At 69.6% G+C, this 16644-nt stretch carries 13 protein-coding genes; all 13 read left to right on the plus strand.

The window, feature by feature from the left end; translation table 11 throughout:
* Positions 1–23 precede the first annotated feature (23 nt).
* The 13 genes from VGJ96_01295 (at position 24) to VGJ96_01355 (ending at position 16615) form a co-directional block, all read left to right on the plus strand.
* The gene (locus VGJ96_01295; protein HEY3285737.1) at positions 24–1199 is read left to right on the plus strand and encodes a S8 family peptidase; all 1176 of its coding nucleotides are present in this window, start codon (positions 24–26) and stop codon (positions 1197–1199) included.
* Positions 1200–1449: 250 nt separating this feature from the next.
* A complete protein-coding gene (gene rplS / locus VGJ96_01300) occupies positions 1450–1830 on the plus strand; it encodes a 50S ribosomal protein L19 (protein HEY3285738.1) in 381 nt (126 codons plus the stop codon).
* A 23-nt stretch (positions 1831–1853) separates the two neighbouring features.
* Positions 1854–2462: a ribonuclease HII gene (locus tag VGJ96_01305; protein ID HEY3285739.1), complete on the plus strand. Its 609-nt coding sequence runs from the start codon at positions 1854–1856 to the stop codon at positions 2460–2462.
* 465 nt (positions 2463–2927) lie between these two features.
* A complete protein-coding gene (locus VGJ96_01310; GenBank protein ID HEY3285740.1) occupies positions 2928–5681 on the plus strand; it encodes an Ig-like domain-containing protein in 2754 nt (917 codons plus the stop codon).
* Positions 5682–5982: 301 nt separating this feature from the next.
* Positions 5983–7146 (plus strand): hypothetical protein, encoded by a 1164-nt coding sequence (locus VGJ96_01315; GenBank protein ID HEY3285741.1) that lies wholly within the window; start codon positions 5983–5985, stop codon positions 7144–7146.
* Between the two features lie 17 nt (positions 7147–7163).
* Positions 7164–8273: a hypothetical protein gene (locus tag VGJ96_01320; protein HEY3285742.1), complete on the plus strand. Its 1110-nt coding sequence runs from the start codon at positions 7164–7166 to the stop codon at positions 8271–8273.
* A 79-nt stretch (positions 8274–8352) separates the two neighbouring features.
* Positions 8353–9024 carry a hypothetical protein gene (locus VGJ96_01325; protein HEY3285743.1) on the plus strand — a complete coding sequence of 224 codons (672 nt, stop codon included), beginning with the start codon at positions 8353–8355 and terminating at the stop codon, positions 9022–9024.
* A gap of 16 nt (positions 9025–9040) precedes the next feature.
* The gene (locus VGJ96_01330; GenBank protein HEY3285744.1) at positions 9041–13603 is read left to right on the plus strand and encodes a tetratricopeptide repeat protein; all 4563 of its coding nucleotides are present in this window, start codon (positions 9041–9043) and stop codon (positions 13601–13603) included.
* Between the two features lie 78 nt (positions 13604–13681).
* Entirely contained in the window at positions 13682–14041 is a 360-nt protein-coding gene (locus VGJ96_01335; GenBank protein HEY3285745.1) for a hypothetical protein, read from the plus strand.
* Positions 14038–14664: a MotA/TolQ/ExbB proton channel family protein gene (locus VGJ96_01340; GenBank protein ID HEY3285746.1), complete on the plus strand. Its 627-nt coding sequence runs from the start codon at positions 14038–14040 to the stop codon at positions 14662–14664. Before VGJ96_01335 ends, VGJ96_01340 begins: the two co-directional genes overlap by 4 nt.
* A 21-nt stretch (positions 14665–14685) precedes the next feature.
* On the plus strand, positions 14686–15231 hold the full coding sequence (locus VGJ96_01345; protein ID HEY3285747.1) for a biopolymer transporter ExbD: 546 nt from the start codon (positions 14686–14688) through the stop codon (positions 15229–15231).
* On the plus strand, positions 15228–15752 hold the full coding sequence (locus VGJ96_01350; protein ID HEY3285748.1) for a biopolymer transporter ExbD: 525 nt from the start codon (positions 15228–15230) through the stop codon (positions 15750–15752). The genes VGJ96_01345 and VGJ96_01350 overlap by 4 nt, the downstream gene beginning before the upstream one ends.
* Positions 15749–16615: an AgmX/PglI C-terminal domain-containing protein gene (locus tag VGJ96_01355; protein HEY3285749.1), complete on the plus strand. Its 867-nt coding sequence runs from the start codon at positions 15749–15751 to the stop codon at positions 16613–16615. The genes VGJ96_01350 and VGJ96_01355 overlap by 4 nt, the downstream gene beginning before the upstream one ends.
* Positions 16616–16644 lie beyond the last annotated feature (29 nt).

Raw genomic sequence — 16644 nt, forward strand, 5'->3', positions numbered from 1 at the left:
ATTTCCTCCACTGGAGCCCCCCAATGCGGAGAATCGCCATGCTGGCCGTCGCGTTCGCGACGGCCGCCTGCGCCAACGACGCGGCCACGCCCACGGAATCCGCCGTCGCCCGCCCGAGCGTCGCGTCCGTCGCCGAGCGTGCCGATTACATCGTGGTCTTCCATGATGACGTCGCCGACCCGCGCGGCCGGGCGGTCGGGCTCGCGCAGCGATACGGCGGCACGGTGGCGCACACGTACGGCGCGGCGCTCAAGGGCTTCTCCGGCGCGTTCAGCGGCACGGCCATCGCCGACCTCGCCCGCGATCCGTCGGTGGCGTACGTCGAGCGCGACCAAGTGATGACGGCGTTCACCACGCAGACGGGCGCCACGTGGGGGCTCGACCGCATTGACCAGCGCGCTCGGCCGCTCGACGGCTCGTTCACCTACACGGCGACCGGCAGCGGCGTGCACGCGTACATCGTGGACACCGGCATTCGCATTACGCACGCCGAGTTCGGCGGCCGCGCCTCGGTGGGTTACGACGCCATCGGCGATGGCCAGAACGGCATCGACTGCAACGGACACGGCACGCACGTCTCCGGGACGGTGGGCGGCGCCACATATGGCGTGGCCAAGAGCGTGAGTCTGGTGGCCGTGCGCGTGCTCAACTGTTCGGGGAGCGGCACCACGTCGGGCGTGATCGCGGGCATCGACTGGGTGACGGCGAATGCCGTCAAGCCGGCGGTGGCCAACATGAGCCTCGGCGGCGGCGCCTCGTCGGCCCTCGATCAGGCCGTCTCGAACTCGATCGCGAGCGGCGTCGCGTACGCCGTCGCGGCGGGCAACGGCAATCAGGGCGGGATCGCGCAGGACGCGTGCAAGTACTCGCCGGCCCGCGTGCCGACGGCGATGACCATCGGCGCCACCGACAGCAATGACCGGAAGACGTCGTGGTCCAACTACGGAAACTGTGTCGACTGGTTCGCGCCCGGGCTGAGCATCACGTCCGCGTGGAACACCAGCGACGTGGCGACCAACACCATCAGCGGCACGTCGATGGCGACGCCGCACACGGCGGGCGTCGCGGCGCTCTACCTGCAGGGAAACCCAACGGCGACGGCGCAGCAGGTGCGCGACGCGCTGTACGCGGCGACGACCAAGGGGATCGTGACGAGCGCGAAGACGGCAAACAATCATCTGCTCTACACGGCATACTGAACTGAACGGAACGAGGAGGGGGTAGAGGCTTAGGGACGAGGTGGGAGACTCGGAACGAGGAGGGAGGTCATTGGTGCGCCAGGGACCTCCCTCCTCGTTCCGACTCCCCGACCGCCTCGCCTGGCCTCTACCCCCTCCCCGTTCCGTTCAGTCTTGTGTAACTCCAAGCAATTATTGCGCTTGACCTCTGGCGTCAGCCCAGATAGCTTACAAGGCTCGACAATCTCCAATCCCCTCGCTGGACAGCGCTATGCATCCCTTCATCGAAACGCAGAAAGAGTGGCTCAAGAACGTTCCTCCGTTCCGCGCGGGCGACACCGTGCGCGTGAACGTCAAGGTGAAGGAAGGTGACAAGGAGCGCCTCCAGGCGTTCGAGGGCGTCGTGATCGCGCGCAAGGGATCGGGTGTCAGCGCCACGTTCACCGTGCGGAAGATCAGCAACGGCGTGGGCGTCGAGCGCATCTTCCCGCTTCACTCGCCGATGCTCGAGAGCGTCAGCGTCGTGCGCCGCGGTCGCGTGCGTCGCGCGAAGCTCTTCTACCTGCGCGAGCTGACGGGGAAGGCGACCCGCATCAAGGAGAAGAAGGTGCGCGTCGCGGTTCCGGTGACCGGCTCGGCCGAAGAGGCGTAACGCGCGTGGCGCGGTGGAGCGCGGTGGAGCGCTCGCTGCGCGCCGACGGCGCCCGGCTCATCGCCGGAGTTGACGAAGTTGGACGGGGCCCGCTTGCGGGCCCCGTTTTTGCTTGCGCCGTGATCATGCCTCCGACGGCGCGCGCCATCGCCGGCGTGGAGGATTCCAAGAAGCTCAGCGCGGCCGAGCGCGAACGACTGGCGGTGAAGATCCGGGCGCGGGCCGTCGCCGTCGCCCTCGGCGCGGCCAGTGTGCGTGAGATCGCCGCGCTGAACATCTATCAGGCCACGGCGCTCGCGATGCGCCGGGCGTTGCGCCGCCTGGCCGAGCGGCCGGACGCGGTGCTGGTGGACGGCAAGCCCATCAAGACGCTGGGCGTTTCGCACCGCGCCTTCGTCGGCGGTGATTCCCGCATCTATTCAATTGCGTGCGCGAGCATCGTGGCGAAAGTCGCGCGCGATCGGCTGATGCGCGCGCTCGCGGTGCGCCACCCCGCGTACGGGTGGGAGGCGAACGCGGGCTACGGAACGCCGCGTCATATCGCGGCGCTGAGGGAGGTGGGGCTGAGTCCGCATCACAGGGGGAAGTTCTGTGAGGGGCTGCTACGGAACGGGGAGGGGGTAGAGGCGTAGCGAGGGGGGACGGGAGGTGGAACGAGGAGGGAGGTCACTCGCGCGCCGGGGACCTCCCTCCTCGTTCCGACCCTCTTCTCTCGTCCCTTAGCCTCTACCCCCTCCTCGTTCCGCCCCTAGTCCCCAGTTACCCCCCGTTCCTCCTGCTCGTCCAGAGGTGGCACAGAATCCCCTCGCCGTTGCTTGACGGGGGAAAAAGGGAGCCGTAGCTTCTGGGCTCCCGGTCCGATCACCACTATAAATGTGGCTGGCCGGTCTGGGCACGGAAAAATGGCTGGCGGAGCGGGCAAACTGCGACCCCAATTGGGGTTGCCTGTTGCCAGCCCCGTCGTCATATTCCACGAGATTGGCCAGCAGTGTGTTTTTCCTTGCCAGCGCGACTTACCGTGGATGGAGTCGTGGCATGCGAGCAAGGGCAGCGGATTCGCAGATCATTTTTGTAGTGCTACTTCCACTGGGGGTTCCATGAACTTCTCTCGTAAGACGATTCTCGTCGTTGGCGCTGCGCTGCTCGCGGCGTGCGGCGACAAGGTGACGGTGACGGACTACAAGCCGCCCGTCGCCACTCCGAAGGTGAACTCGGTCGAAGTGTCGCCGGCGACGGCCACGCTGAACGTCGGCCAGTCGATCACGCTGACGGCCGCGGTGAACGCGGACGCCGGCCTTGCCACGACCGTGACCTGGTCGTCGTCGGACGCCACCAAGGCGTCGGTGTCGACGGCTGGTGTGGTGACGGCCGTTGCCGCCACCCCGGGCGTCGCGATCTGCGCGGCCTCGACGGTTGACACGGGCAAGAAGGGTTGCGCCTCGATCGTCGTGACGGCTGCGCCGGCCACGATCCCGGCGACGGTGTCGATCAACTCCATTCAGATCACGGGTGCCCTCGGTGGCGCCACGGCGAACCCGGCCAATATCGTTGGCGGCATCGACGTGACGCTGAACGTCAACCCGGGCAACCAGACGATCACCAAGGTAGAACTGCTGGTCGGTGGCAAGGTTGCCGGCACGCAGACCTTCACGGCGGCCCAGTCGGCGGCGCTTCGCTATGCGGCGGATGAAGCCGTTGCGGCGCAGACGACGTTCCCGCAGGTGGTCTTCACGGTGAACACGGCCGCGTTCGATCCGATCACGGGCGCGCCGACGTGGCTGAACGGGACGCAGACGCTGCAGGGCAAGGTCTACACGTCGGCCGGGACGGCGACGGCGTCGGTCTCGCAGAACCTCACGTTCAACAACGCGAACACCTTCGCCGTCACGACGACGGTCGGTGGCACGACGGCGACCGCGAACAACGCGGCCGGCTATCGTTTCACCAAGGGTGACGTGATGACGAGCGTCATCCCGGTGTCGTACTCCGGCGTCGCGCTGGCCTCGGCGAATGTCTGGTTCGGCCTGGCCGCTTGCGACCTGTCCGGCACGGCGCAGCGCGCCAAGGCCCTGACGGCCCCGGCCGCTGGTGCGTACGCCTGGACGGCGACGTGGGCAAACTCCGGTACGACCGGTGCCACGAATGACCGCAATTACGAGTTCAACACGGCTTGCGCCTCGCTTGCCACCGGCGAGCAGGTCTCGATCCAGACCGCCCAGGACGCCAACGGCAACCCGTTCACGACGGCTGCTCTCCCGGCGAACTTTGGCGCTGGCTTCCGCATGGACAACCGCGCGCCGGCCGCTCCGGCCGTCTTCATCAACCCGAACGGCCGTCTGGCCGGCTGGGTGAATGATGCGGTTTCGTTCTCGACGATCCAGGCTGCTGGCAACCTGGAAGGCATGATCACCGCCGCCATCGTTGACGCTGGCGTGGGTGGTGTGACGTATGCCGCCCGCGCGGGCAGCTACGCCGCGGCCACGGTTGATGCCGCCATCGCCTCCGCTGACATCACGTCGCCGGCGACTTTGGCTGCTTCGCTGACGCCGACGAGCTACTGCCTCATCGTCTACTCGATCGACGCGCTGGGCAACCGCTCGTCCTCGCCGGCCGCTGGCTCGGCCTGCGCCGCGACGGTGCAGTCGACCACGATTGGTGTTGACCGTGCGGCTCCGACCATCGCCTTCTCGGGTGGCCTGGGCTCGAACGCTCGCATCAACACGGCCGCCGTTGGCGGCGAGTTCCAGGTGACGGTGAGTGACACCGGCGCCGTCGGCAACTCGGGCATGAACAGCGCCAACTCGGTGATGGGCACCGTGACGCTGCGCAACGCGACCGCCGCTGGCGCCGCGACCTGCGTGATCGGCGCGTGGGCTGCGCCGACCTGCTCGCCGGTTTCGGTCAACGCCGCGCCGGTGTTCCCGCTCGTTCCGACGACGACGATCGCCGCGAACGCGCTGCCGGGTTACTTCACGTACACCGCCCAGGCGCGTGACGCCGCGGGCAACCTCTCGGGCACGGTGACGCGCGTCGTCGCCCACGACGATGCGGCGACGCCGCCGGTCGTGGTCTTCGCCACGCCGTTCCTCCCGGGGACGCTGAATGCGAACTCGTTCTCGGTCACGAACGTCGTGAGCGACAACCTCGACATTCGCGACTTCCAGTACACGTTCACCTATGGCGCGACGATGGGCGGCCTGCCGATCGAGACGCCGCAGGTGGCGGTCAATGGCTACAACGCTAATCCGTTCATCAACGCGTCGTACAACGCGACCTACACCGGCTCGATGCTCCGTCAGATCCAGGAGTGGACGGCCGCGCCGTGGACCGTTGGCGCCGCAGTGGTGGCGAGCAGCGTGAACGTCATCGTTCGTGACCAGGGCGGCAGCGCCGGCACCACGCTGGCTACGCCGATCCCGGCTGGCACGATCATCATGACCGGTGCGACCGACTACGCCGCTGGTGCGAACGTCGGCACGAACTTCCTGGTCTCGAGCCCGGCTGCTGCGACGAACGTCTCGGATGGTGCGGCGGCAACGCCGGCCAACCCGACGAGCGTGACGCTGAACGCGGATGTGGAAGGCCTCATCTCCGTGTATCCGTCGCCGTTCACCCGCGTGGACTTCTACGCGCAGAACGCTGCAGCGACCCGTTGGGTCAAGATCGGCTCGGCGACCACGCCGGTGACGACGGACAACGGTGGTATCCGCCGGCATCGCTACACGATGTCGTGGACCCCGGGCACGGCGTTCGGCGTCGGCGCTCGTATCGTCCGTGCGGTTGGTGTGAACGCTGCCAACGACGGTCTGTCGACGGCGAACAACGCCAACATCACCATCACCAACCCGTAATCGGCTAGCAGTCAGAGCTGAACACGAGTTACCTGCTGGGGTCCGGTCGAAAGGCCGGGCCCCAGTTGGCTTTAAGGCGGAGAACGACGGAATACGACGGAGCATGACAGAGGACGGCAGGCCTGCCAGCTCGGTGCTGGCAAGACTGCCGTCCTCTGTCGTTCTCCGTTGTCCTCTGTCGTACTCCGAAAACGTGACTCCCGGCCCGCCCCGGCAGTCTGTATCGGAGGCATCGTAACTAGATTCCGGTGTCGGCAGCTGCCGTCGCCGGCCGCCGCGTTCCGTCCCCGAACCATCTCACATGCGCCTATCGCCCTGCCTGCATCGCGCGCTGGCGATTGCCCTCCTGCTTGCGCCGGCCGCCGGCCTGCCTGCGCAGGACGTCCCGGCGTCGCTAACCGCCTACACGCCCACGCTGACCTTCGGGACCGGGCTCATCAACGCACCGGTCGCCTGGGTCTCCCCCAATCACGGCGACATCTGGGTGGCCGCCTCGGCTCGCGGCTTCAACCAGGGATCCCTCACGCCGCGCCCCAACGGCTCCATCTGGGACCTGACGCTCACCACCGATGCGCACCTGTGGGGGCGCCTCTCGCTCGGCGGATCGCTCTACGGCACGACCAACCAGCAAGTGGGCGCCCATGCCGCCTTCCTGCTCTTTCGCCAGCAGCCCGACGTGAAGTGGCTGCCGAGCGTGGCGGTCGGCGTCCGCAATCTCGGTGCCTCGTCCAGGCAGGACCGCTACGTCACCGGCGACCGGCGCGTGGTGGACATCCTGCCGGCGGCCCAGCGGGCGGCGCACGCCACCATTGACGGCAGCCCATCGGTCTATGGGGTGGCCACGCGCGAATTCACCGGAGAGCGTGCCTCGCTGGGACTGACCGTGGGATACGGCACGGGACTGTTCAAGAACGACGGCGGCATGGACACGGTCTACAACAAGAGCGGGACCCTCGCGTCCGGGCTATTCCTGGGGTCCCGGCTTGCCCTGCCACTCTCGAAGACCAGCACCATGTCCATGATCGTCGAGAACGACGGCTGGGACTGGAATGCGGGGGTGGTGGTCACCGCCGGTCCGCTCACCGTCGGCCTGATGGCGACCGAGCTCGAGGAGACGAAGGGCATTCCGGACAACGAACCGCTGGCCAACTGGACCAAGACGAACCTGATCATCGGGTACACGGGGTCCATCCCGGAGATTGTCCGGGGCTCGCGTCATCGCGCGGAAGCGGTGGAACTGGAACTCGAGGCGCGCCGCTTGCGGCGCGAGGTGGCGCAGCGTGAAGTGCGCATGCGCGAGTTGAGCGAACAGATCGCCCGGGCCCGGCAGCGCGCCGATGTCGAAGCCAATGCGCAGCGCGCCGCGCTGGAAAAGGCGCTCGAGCAGGAGCGCGAAGCCGCGAAACGCGCGGCCGACCGCCTGCAGCAGGTGAAGCCGGGTACCAAGCCGCCGGAGATCTTCTGATGCGACGGACCCTAGTCATGTCGAGAGTCGCGCCGACCCTGCGCACGCTCTGCGCGCTCGCCGCGAGCCTGGTTGCCCTGACGGCGCAGGCGCAGCGCGCCACCTTCACGCCCACGCTGTACTGGGAAAGCGGCCTGATCGACACGCCGACGGCGTGGGCCTCACCGCTGGGGAGCGACCTGGCCCTGCACGCAACCCGCCTGCAGTTGGATTCCACCGCCATGCGCGGCCCCCGCGCTGGTCAGGGGGAGAGCTACAACTTCTCGATGGCCGCATCGCTGTGGGGGCGCGCCGAGGTGGGTGTCTCGATCTTCACGAGCAACCTGAAGGGCGGGCTGTTCGCCAAGGGCATTCTCTGGGATCAGATGGATGGCGCGTTCCGGAAGGGACTCGTGCACTGGATGCCGAGCGTGGCCGTGGGCATGCGCAATGTGGGCAACGAAAGCGGGCTGACGCGCTGGGCCGAGCCGGGAACGGCGGGGTTCAAGACGTCGCCGACACTGTATGCCGTGGCCACGCGCACGATGGCGCTCGGCGCCGCCGTCGAGCCGGGGACCCGCGCCAAGACGCAACTGACGCTGAATCTCGGCGTTGGCAACGGACTCTTTTCGGATGACGGTGGACTGGACACCCTCTACGCGAAGCACGCGACCGGTGGCCTGTTTGGTGGTGCCAAGCTGGATTTCGCCACCTCGCGCTTCTCCAACCTGGCGCTGATCGCCGAGCACAACGGCTGGGACTTCAACGTCGGCGCGGTATACGAGGTGCGGGGAATTCGCTTCGGGGCGTACCTGCTCGAGGCCGACGCCGGCAGCGCCACCGCGACCTCCTGGTCGTACCGCAAGGCGGCGCTCTCTGTCGGCTGGCAGACGAACCTGCTGGCGTTGGTGCGTGGCAACCGGATGGAAGCACGCGTGGTGCAGATGGAGCGCGAGCGCGAGCAGCTGTCGCGAGAGATCAAGGCCGGCGAGGCGCGGGTGCAGGCGCTCGAGGGGCAACTCCGGAGTGTCGAGGGTGCCACCGAGGCCGACCGTCGCGCCCAGCGCGAGTTGCTTGAACAGAAGCTGCGGGAAGAGCAGGAAGCGCTGCGTCGGCTGCAGGAGCGGTTGAATGCGAGGAAACCGTAGGGACGGACGGAAGACGGGTGACGGGAGACGGAAGACCGTAGCTGATAGACGTGACAGCGTGGCATCGGACAAGGAACGAGTGACTACACGGCATTTTCTCACGCGACTTCTGCTCGGCGCGGCGCTCTTGGCCGTGCCGCTGGGTGTGCCTGCGCAGGCAAAGCCGGCGGACCCGGCCAAGCAGCTCAAGTCGCTTCAAGAACAGCTGGATCTCACCCGCAAGCAACGCCTGGAACTTGAGGCGCGGCTGGAGCGCGAACTGGCGGCGGAGATTGCGGCACGCGCCCAGATGCTGGCAATGGGCGGTGAGATGGGAGCGCTGCAGCGCCTCGAGCAACTGCTGGACTCGGCGCAGGGACGCCTCTTGGTGCAGCGCGACCGCATCCGGCTGCTCGACGACGCGGCGCGCACGCCGGGCGCGAGCATCCTCGTGATCCTGCTGCGCATGGAACAGTCGCCTTCTGGCGAAGTGGGCACCTCGATGATGATCGACGGGCAGGCTGCCGGGACGCGCACCATCGGCGTGGAGCAGGTACGCACGCTGGCGGCGGGTGCGGCGGAGGAGCTCTATCGTGGCGAGGTTCCACCGTCGGGACACAAGGTGTTCCTGCAGGTGGCGGGGAAGGGACTGAATACCGGCGGCACGATCGACGTGCCGCCCGCGCCGAAGCAGATCACCTACGTGGAATTCACCGTGCGCAACGGGGCGCTTGTCACCGCGACGTGGACCAGCGGAGCTTCGGCGCCGTGAGGACGGCCCACCGGTGATGCTGCGAACGTTGGTCTGGCGGACGGCACTGGCCGTCTTGCCGGGGGTCTTGTCTGCGCAGCAGAGAGCGATCCAGCCGGACACGTCGCGTTCGCTGAACGCGGAGCGGCTGATCGCCATGCAGGAGCTGCAGGCGGGGCATCCGCTCACCGCCCTGACCCACCTGGAGCGCGCTCGCACGCTGATGGATGGCCTTGGGCGCGCCGATGCGAAGGTGCTCGGTCCCCTGGCCCTCGTGTATGCGCAGCTCGGGCAGACGGACGCCTTCGTGCTGACGGCGGATCGCGCGCTGCGCGCCGGTGCGACGGGAGCCGAAGCCGAGGCGATACGCGGTCGACTCGCACGCCTGCGGGCCGAGCAGGGAGAGCCGGCCGGCGAATCGGCGGCGCGCGCCCCGGCTGAGAGTGAGGCCATGGTGCTTGCTGATGCCTGGCAGGCGTATCGCGGAGGGCAACTGGACGCCGCGGCGCGCGCCTTCGGCCGCCTGGCATCACAGGCGGCGTCGCCGCTGCGGCGTGACGCCGCGCGCCTGATGCTGGGGCAGGTGCACCTCGAGGCGGGCCGGCCGGACAGTGCGCATCGCTGGTTCGTGATGGCGCGCGACAGCGCGCGGGGGCAGTCGGCCGCGGTGGACTCGACGTTTGACCGTGCGGTGTTCGAGCCCGCGCGCGCCATCGTGCGCGCCCGCGCGTTTGAGATGTTGCATGGGGACGCGGCGTCGCTGGGCCAGCTGCTGTTGGCCGAGCCCGATACCGCGCGCGGGCTTGCAGGGCCGCCGCCGTTGCGCGTCCTCTCGAACGCCGACCTGGCCGCGCGCGAGGGCGCGCTGGGGCGTCCGATGTCCGTCGCGGGGGTGCGCGCGGTGCTGCGCCTGCCGTTCACGGCGGAAGGGAGCGCGCGCCTGCGCGCGCTGGCCATCGCGCTGCGTGAAGCCGACGCACGCGTGGCGCGTGCGCAGGAGGCTCTCGAGCAGGCCCGCCTGGAACAGCGCAGCCGGCGCGCGGCCGCGGAGCAGCTGATTCTCTATGTGCAGGGGATGCGCGATTCGCTGCGCCTGACCGAGTCGTGGCTGCGCGCGCTCTCGGATTCCCTCGTGCACCGTGACTCGTCCATCGCGCGGACGGTGCGGCAGTATCGGGTGACGCTGCTGGGGAAGATTGCCGATGTGCGCGACCTGGCCTCGGCCAACGCCCGTCGCGTGGACAGTCTCGTGTCGGCGGCGCGGGCCATGCCGCCGGCGGCGCTGCAAGTGGCGCGCGATGAGATGACGACGGCCGCATCGTACCGGCAGATTGCGAGCGCCGCGGAGGCTGCGCTCGATTCGGGTTTGGTGCGCCAACCCGTGCTGGTGCGCCGCGACTCGCTGCACCAGCGGCTCGACGCGCTGTCTCGCGCGCTTGCGCTCGAGTGGACGCGCCAGGACAGCGCACGCGTGGCCGCGCTGGCGTTGCGGGACGGCGTGGCCGCCGCCTGGACGGCGCGCGAGCAAGGGCTGCTGGCGCTGCGCGCGGCGCAGGCCGCCACTCGCGACAGCGTGGAGAGCGTGGCCGCGGCCGTGGTCACGGGTGAACTGCGCGAGCGCGCCCGGCGCTGGCGCGTGACGCTCGCCCGCGACCTTGAGGCGGCGGAGTTCGGCGAGGCGACCGCGCGGTTCTTCTCCGTGATGGCGAGCGCGGCCACGGCAGTGACGGCGCGCGACCAGGCAATCGTGGCGCTGACCGCAGTGGCCGACCGCTATCCGCAGAGCGCGCTGCGGCCGCGCGCGGTGCTGCATTTGGCGGAACTGCTGGCACGGCTCGCGGATGCAGACTATGCGACGGCCCAGCGGGCCGGCACGAACATGGACCGACCCGATTATGCGGCGGCCATCGCGCGGCTCGATGAGTTTCTCCGGCTCTATCCTGCCGATCCCGAGGCGGACGCGGCGGCGTACACGGTTGGCTCGCTGAACTTCACGGCGCAGCGATGGGACGAGGCGGCGCGCGCGTGGGACCGCGTGATTGCCGACCCGAAGTCGCGATTCCGCTCCGAGGCATTCTACCGGCAGGGTGAGACGCGCTTCGAGCAGGCCATCCGCCTGGCCGGCGACGCGCGGCGGGCGCTGCTCGCCCAGGCGTCGGCAGCGTACGAGCAGGCGATCAACCTGTCGCCGCGCGATGGCGACATCTACTACCTCGCGATGTACAAGCTGGGGTGGTCGAGCTACGTGCAGGCCGAACGTCAGGCCTCGGAAGAGTACCGCCGTGCGGTGGACGTGTTCGCGCGCCTCGTGGCCGAGTACGACCGGCTCGCGCCGGAGCGTCAGGCGCGCCTCGCCCTGCGTCAGGAAGCCATCGACTACATGGCGATTGCGCTCACGCAGATTGGCGGCGCGAACGACGCCATTCAGTACCTGTCGTCGCTTCCCGACATGCAGACGCGGCTGCTCGTCCTGCGGCGCACGGCGCGCGCGCTGCGCGAGCAGGGTGAGTTTGCGAGCGCGGCGCTGGCCTTCCGCGCGGTGGCGGATCAGGCCCCGCTCGACACGCTGGCGCTGAACGCCCAGGTGGAGCTGGTGGACCTGTACCAGAATCGCATGCTCGAGCAGGAGCGCGCCCAGCAGGCGCGGCTGCACCTGGTCGAGACGTACGGTCCCGACACACCGTGGGGACGCGCCAACGCAAAGCACGCGACGGAGACGGCCGTGGTGCGCGAGCACATGCTGCGCGACGCGGCCCAGTACGAGCTGGCCAAGGCGCCGAAGAGCGGCCGCGCAGTCTTCGCGAGCGCGGCTGAACTGCTGGCACGCTACCAGCGCGAGTTCGCGGGCGCGGACAGCGCGCCGAACATGCTAGCGCTCTATGCCGAGGCGCTCTTCGGCGCCGGGGAATTCGCCAAGGCGGGCGCGGAGTACTCGCGCGCTGCCCTGCGTGGCGACACGACGATGGCCGCCGCCGCGCGCCGCAATGCGATTGTCGCCCTGGACTCGGCCTTCGCGCGCTCCCCCGCCGACCGCGCCGTGCAGGATTCGCTCTTCGCGGCGTCGGACCGGTTTGTGGCACGCGCGTCCGATGCCGATGCGCGCCAGGTCATGATCTCCAAGGGACGCCGTGCCGCGGAAGCGGGACGCTGGGAGGTGGTCGCGCAGTCGTTTGACGCCTTCGCGACGCGATGGCCCGCCGATCCGTTCGCCACGGATGCGCGCAAGCTGGTGGGCGATGCGCGCTTCAAGCTGGGGCAGTACCGGGAGGCGCAGGCGGAGTGGGGCAGGGCGCAGCGCGCCGCGGCCGACGCCGGGCGCCGCACGCTCGTCGATTCCATCGCCGGCGCGCGCATCGGCGCTGCCGCGCGCGTGGCCGACTCGCTCGTGAAGGCCGGCGAGTACGCGCGCACGGCCGACGAGGTGTTTGTGCCGCTGGCGCAGGACATCGGCGACCCGGTGCGGGCGGGAGATGCCCTGCGCAACGCGATCGAGATACAGCTCGCTGCGGACAGCACGCTGCGCCTCAAGGGCGACGCGGCGGGCGCGCTGGCCGCCAAGCGTCGCGCGGCTGACCTGATTGTCCTTCTGGCGCGGGAGTATCCGGCCTATCAGCACACATTCACGTACCGCACCGTGCGGGCGCGGCTGCTGTCGGACGTGGGCGACGGGACTGGCGCCGTGGCCGCCCTGCGCGAGTTGACGGCGTCGAACGCGACGTGGCCGGGACGCGCCGACGCGATGGTCCGCACGGCGGTGCTTCTCGATTCGCTGGGGCGGCGCGCCGAGGCGGCCGCCGCGTACGAGCAGGTGAGCGCGACGTATCCGACCGACCGCCGCGCGGCCGACGCGGCGTACAACGCGGCCGTGACGTACGGCGACGCCAGGGATCCCGCCAACGCGGCCCGTATGTTCGCGTCGTTCGCGCAGCGCTTCCCCCGTGATGCGCGCGTGCCGGAAGCGCAGCGCTCGCGGCTCGACCAGTTGATGCTGGCGGGCGATTCGACGACGGCGGCGAGCGAGCTCGCACGTCTCTGCGTGCGGCCGACGTCCGCGTTCGCCGACCGCTGTGCGGCACGCGCGGCCGAGGCGGCCTATCGCGACGGGATGGCCCTCTGGCCGCGATACGAGGCCATGCAACTCATCATCACCACGCGCGCCGAGCTGACCCGTGCCGGGGTGGAGAAGGCCGCGGCGCCCAAGCAGCAGCTGCTGCGCCAGCTGGGGCAGGTCTTCGGCCGCGCCATCGCCACGGGCGCCCCGCTCTGGCTCTCGGCGGCATCGTTCCAGACGGGCCTCGCGCAGTGGCATTATGGATTGTTCCTGCGCGACGTGAAGCTGCCGGCGGAACTCACCGAGGGGCAGCGGACGGCGGCGCAGCGCGGCTCGGCGCAGCAGGCGCAACAGTACTTCGATGCGGCGCGCGCCACGTGGCAGGCCCTGCTGGACAAGGCGGCGGCGGGCGGCTTCGACAATGCGTGGGTGGCGCGTGCGAAGGACGCGCTCGAGGGCAAGGGCGTGCCGCCGCGCGAGCTGCCGCCCGCACCGGCGGTGCCGCAACCCGCGGCGGACAGCGGGAAACCCGTGGTGCCGCCACGGTAGGTGTTGCGGCCGGCGGGCGTCCAGCGCGTCCGGCCCTCGTAGATGCACGCGTGCTCACGCTAGATTCCTAGGTTATCCATGACCTCACCTCGCACACCCATCCAGCTGGCTGCCGCGCTCTGTGTGCTCGTTGGCGCGCCCGCGGTGCTGCGCGCGCAAGTGCCGACGCCGCCAACGGTGACGCCGCCGGCGCCAGCCGCGTCGACGGCGCCGAAGGTTCGCCGCACGGTGGAGATTCGCGCGCAGGCGCCGGCGCCCGAAGTCATCACCGTGCGCCCGCGTGAGGTGCCGCAGTACACGCGACGCCTGCTGGTGCCGGCGCTGCTCACCCCTGCCGAGACCACGGGCGCTGTGCGCGCCAGCGTGGTAGTGCCAGCGCCCGCGAGTGACGCGGCGCGCGCGGCCGCGGCTCCCGACCGGAGGACACGCACGCCATGAGCACCCTGCTCGAGTACTACCGCAGCGGCGGGCCCGTCATGCACGCCATCCTGGCGACGGCCGTGCTGGGGCTCGCAGTCTTCTTCGAGCGCGTGTACGTGCTCGTGATGCGGTCCAAGGGAAACAAGCGAGAGTTCGTGGAGCGCGTGCTGAGGCTCGTCGAGACCGGCAAGACGACCGAGGCCGCCAAACTGTGCGGGGAGACGCCGGGTGCGGTGCCGCACATCGGGGAGTACGTGCTGAAGTCCGGAAGCCGCAGCGAATCGGACCTGCAGAACGTGGCCGACGCGGCGGGGCTCGCGGTGATTCCGGCGCTCACGCGCCGCCTGCATTACTTGCCGATGCTCGCCAATGTCGCCACGCTGCTCGGCCTGCTGGGCACCATTTTCGGCCTGCGCGAGGCGTTCTCGTCGGTGGCGATGGTCTCGGCGGCGGAGCGGTCGGGCCGTCTCGCCGCCGGCATCGCGATCGCGCTGAACGCCACCGGCTTCGGCCTGCTGACCGCGGTGCCGCTGTCGATGGCGCATGCGTGGCTTTCGAGCCAGGCGGAGACCATGATCGAGCACGTGGACGAGTTCTCCGTGCGCCTGATCAACGCGCTCACCGCCAAGCGCGGCGAGTAGGCACCCGGCAGCGGAGCGCCCGTGGCGTCCACCTACCTCCACCGCAGCCGCCTGCGCCGCGCCGAACGCGGCACGGGGATGGGCGGTCATGAGGGCGGACACCTCAATCTGGTGCCGCTGGTGGACATCCTCACGTCCATCGTCTTCTTCTCGCTGCTCACCTACACGGGAACCGCGCTGGCGGCGCTCACGAGCTTCGACCTCGTGCTGCCGCCGGTGGTCGTCACCAGCCCCGACCAGGTGAAGCAGCTCAAGAAGGAGGACGATGTGCTCAACCTCCTCCTGGCCGTGAGGGTCGCCAACGACCACCTCGAGGTGGAGCACTCCGCCGAGGGCGGTTTCCACACCCGCATCGACAGCCTGAACACCGCGTCGCTCGACTCGCTGCAGGCGCTGATGACGGAGATCCGGTCACGGTATCCGCAGAACCGGGACGTGGTCGTCATCCCCGCCGACGAGGTGGCCTACGACGACATCGTGCGCGTGCTCGAGCGGCTGAAGCGGGCGCGCTTCAGCGGCATCGCGCTGGGCACCAAGGCGCGCGCCACCCCGGTCACCGTGCCATGAGCCGCGCGCGCGACATGCGCGCCGCGCGGCGCGCCCAGCAATTCGGGAAGTTCAGGGTCACCCAGCTCAACCTCGTGCCGCTGGTGGATACGTTCGTGTCCATCGTCTTCTTCACGCTGACGACGACGACGGTGGGCGAGCTCGCGCCGGTGGTCCCGGGGGTGACGCTCCCCGAGACGACGGTGGGGACGCCCGCGCTCTCGCAACTGACGCTTGGCGTCGGCGCCACGGTGACGCTCGCCAACCGGCCGATCATGAACACCCTCGACGCCGCGGCGGAGCCGAGCAACGACGCGCGGCATCCGCTGAAGGTGCCGACGCTGTATCGTGCGATGAAGACGCTCGCCGACTCGCTGCGGCGCGCCAAGGGCCTGGGGGCCGAGGGCGAACTCAAGGTCGCCCTCGCGATCCAGGGCGACAAGACGATGCGGTACGACCTGCTGTCGCGCTTCATGGCAACCGCGAGGCTGGCGGGCTTTACGCACCTCTCGCTGCAGGTGCAGCGGGTTGCCGGGCCATGATCGCCTCAGAATCGAGGCCGCTTGCGGTTTCGCACGCGCTGGCGGTGGGCATTGGCGCGGGCTGGCTGGCACTCGTCTACCTGACCCCGGCGCCGCCGCCGACGATCGCGCTGCTGCGTCCGGAGGAGATGGCGGCCATCGAGGTGCAGTTCGACGATCCGCCGCCCCCGAAGCAGGAGGCGCCTCCGCCGGAGGAGGCATTGGCGATCAACAAGCCATCGCCGACGCCGGCCGAGAAGGAGCGGGAACGCGCGCAGAAGGAAGAAGCCGAGATTGGCGACGCGTTCGGCGGTGGGACCACGAACGCGTTGGTGGGCGACGTGACCAGCGCGCTGCGGGGCGTTGAAGTGGCCAAGGGCGATCAGGCCGGCGCGGGCGGCCGCAAGGCGGTGATCGGCTATGGCCAGGGCGGCGTTGGGGCACGAACGCCGGGCAAGGGCTTTGACGCGGCCGCCGCGGCGGCCGCCTCAGGGATTGGCAAGGTCAACGCCACTGGTGGCGTCGCCCGGGCGAACATTCGGGTGGCGGCGCCGCAGGTGGTGGCGCGGCCGGGTGAACGCGCCAGCCGTGACATGGCACAGCTTGGCACGTTCGTGCGGTCGCGGCAGGCGCAGCTGCAGTTCTGCTATCAGGAGCTGGGGTTGCTGATCAACCCGGCGTTGGCGGGCTCCATCAGCGTCGAAGTGACGCTGGCGCCGGGCGGCGCCGTGGCCGCGGCGCGCGTGGCCAATCGAACGTGGACCGGCGCCGGCGTGAACGAAGCGGAAGGCTGCATTCTCTCGCGCATCCGCAGCTGGGGATTCCCATCCTCGAGTGCCGCGGGCAACGAAACGTACGGGTTCTCGTTCGTGTTCAACAAATAGGCAATAGGAACCTCGCAGGGCGGACCTTT

The sequence above is a fragment of the Gemmatimonadaceae bacterium genome, assembly GCA_036504815.1.
In the GTDB taxonomy this organism is placed as follows: Bacteria; Gemmatimonadota; Gemmatimonadetes; order Gemmatimonadales; family Gemmatimonadaceae; genus PNKL01.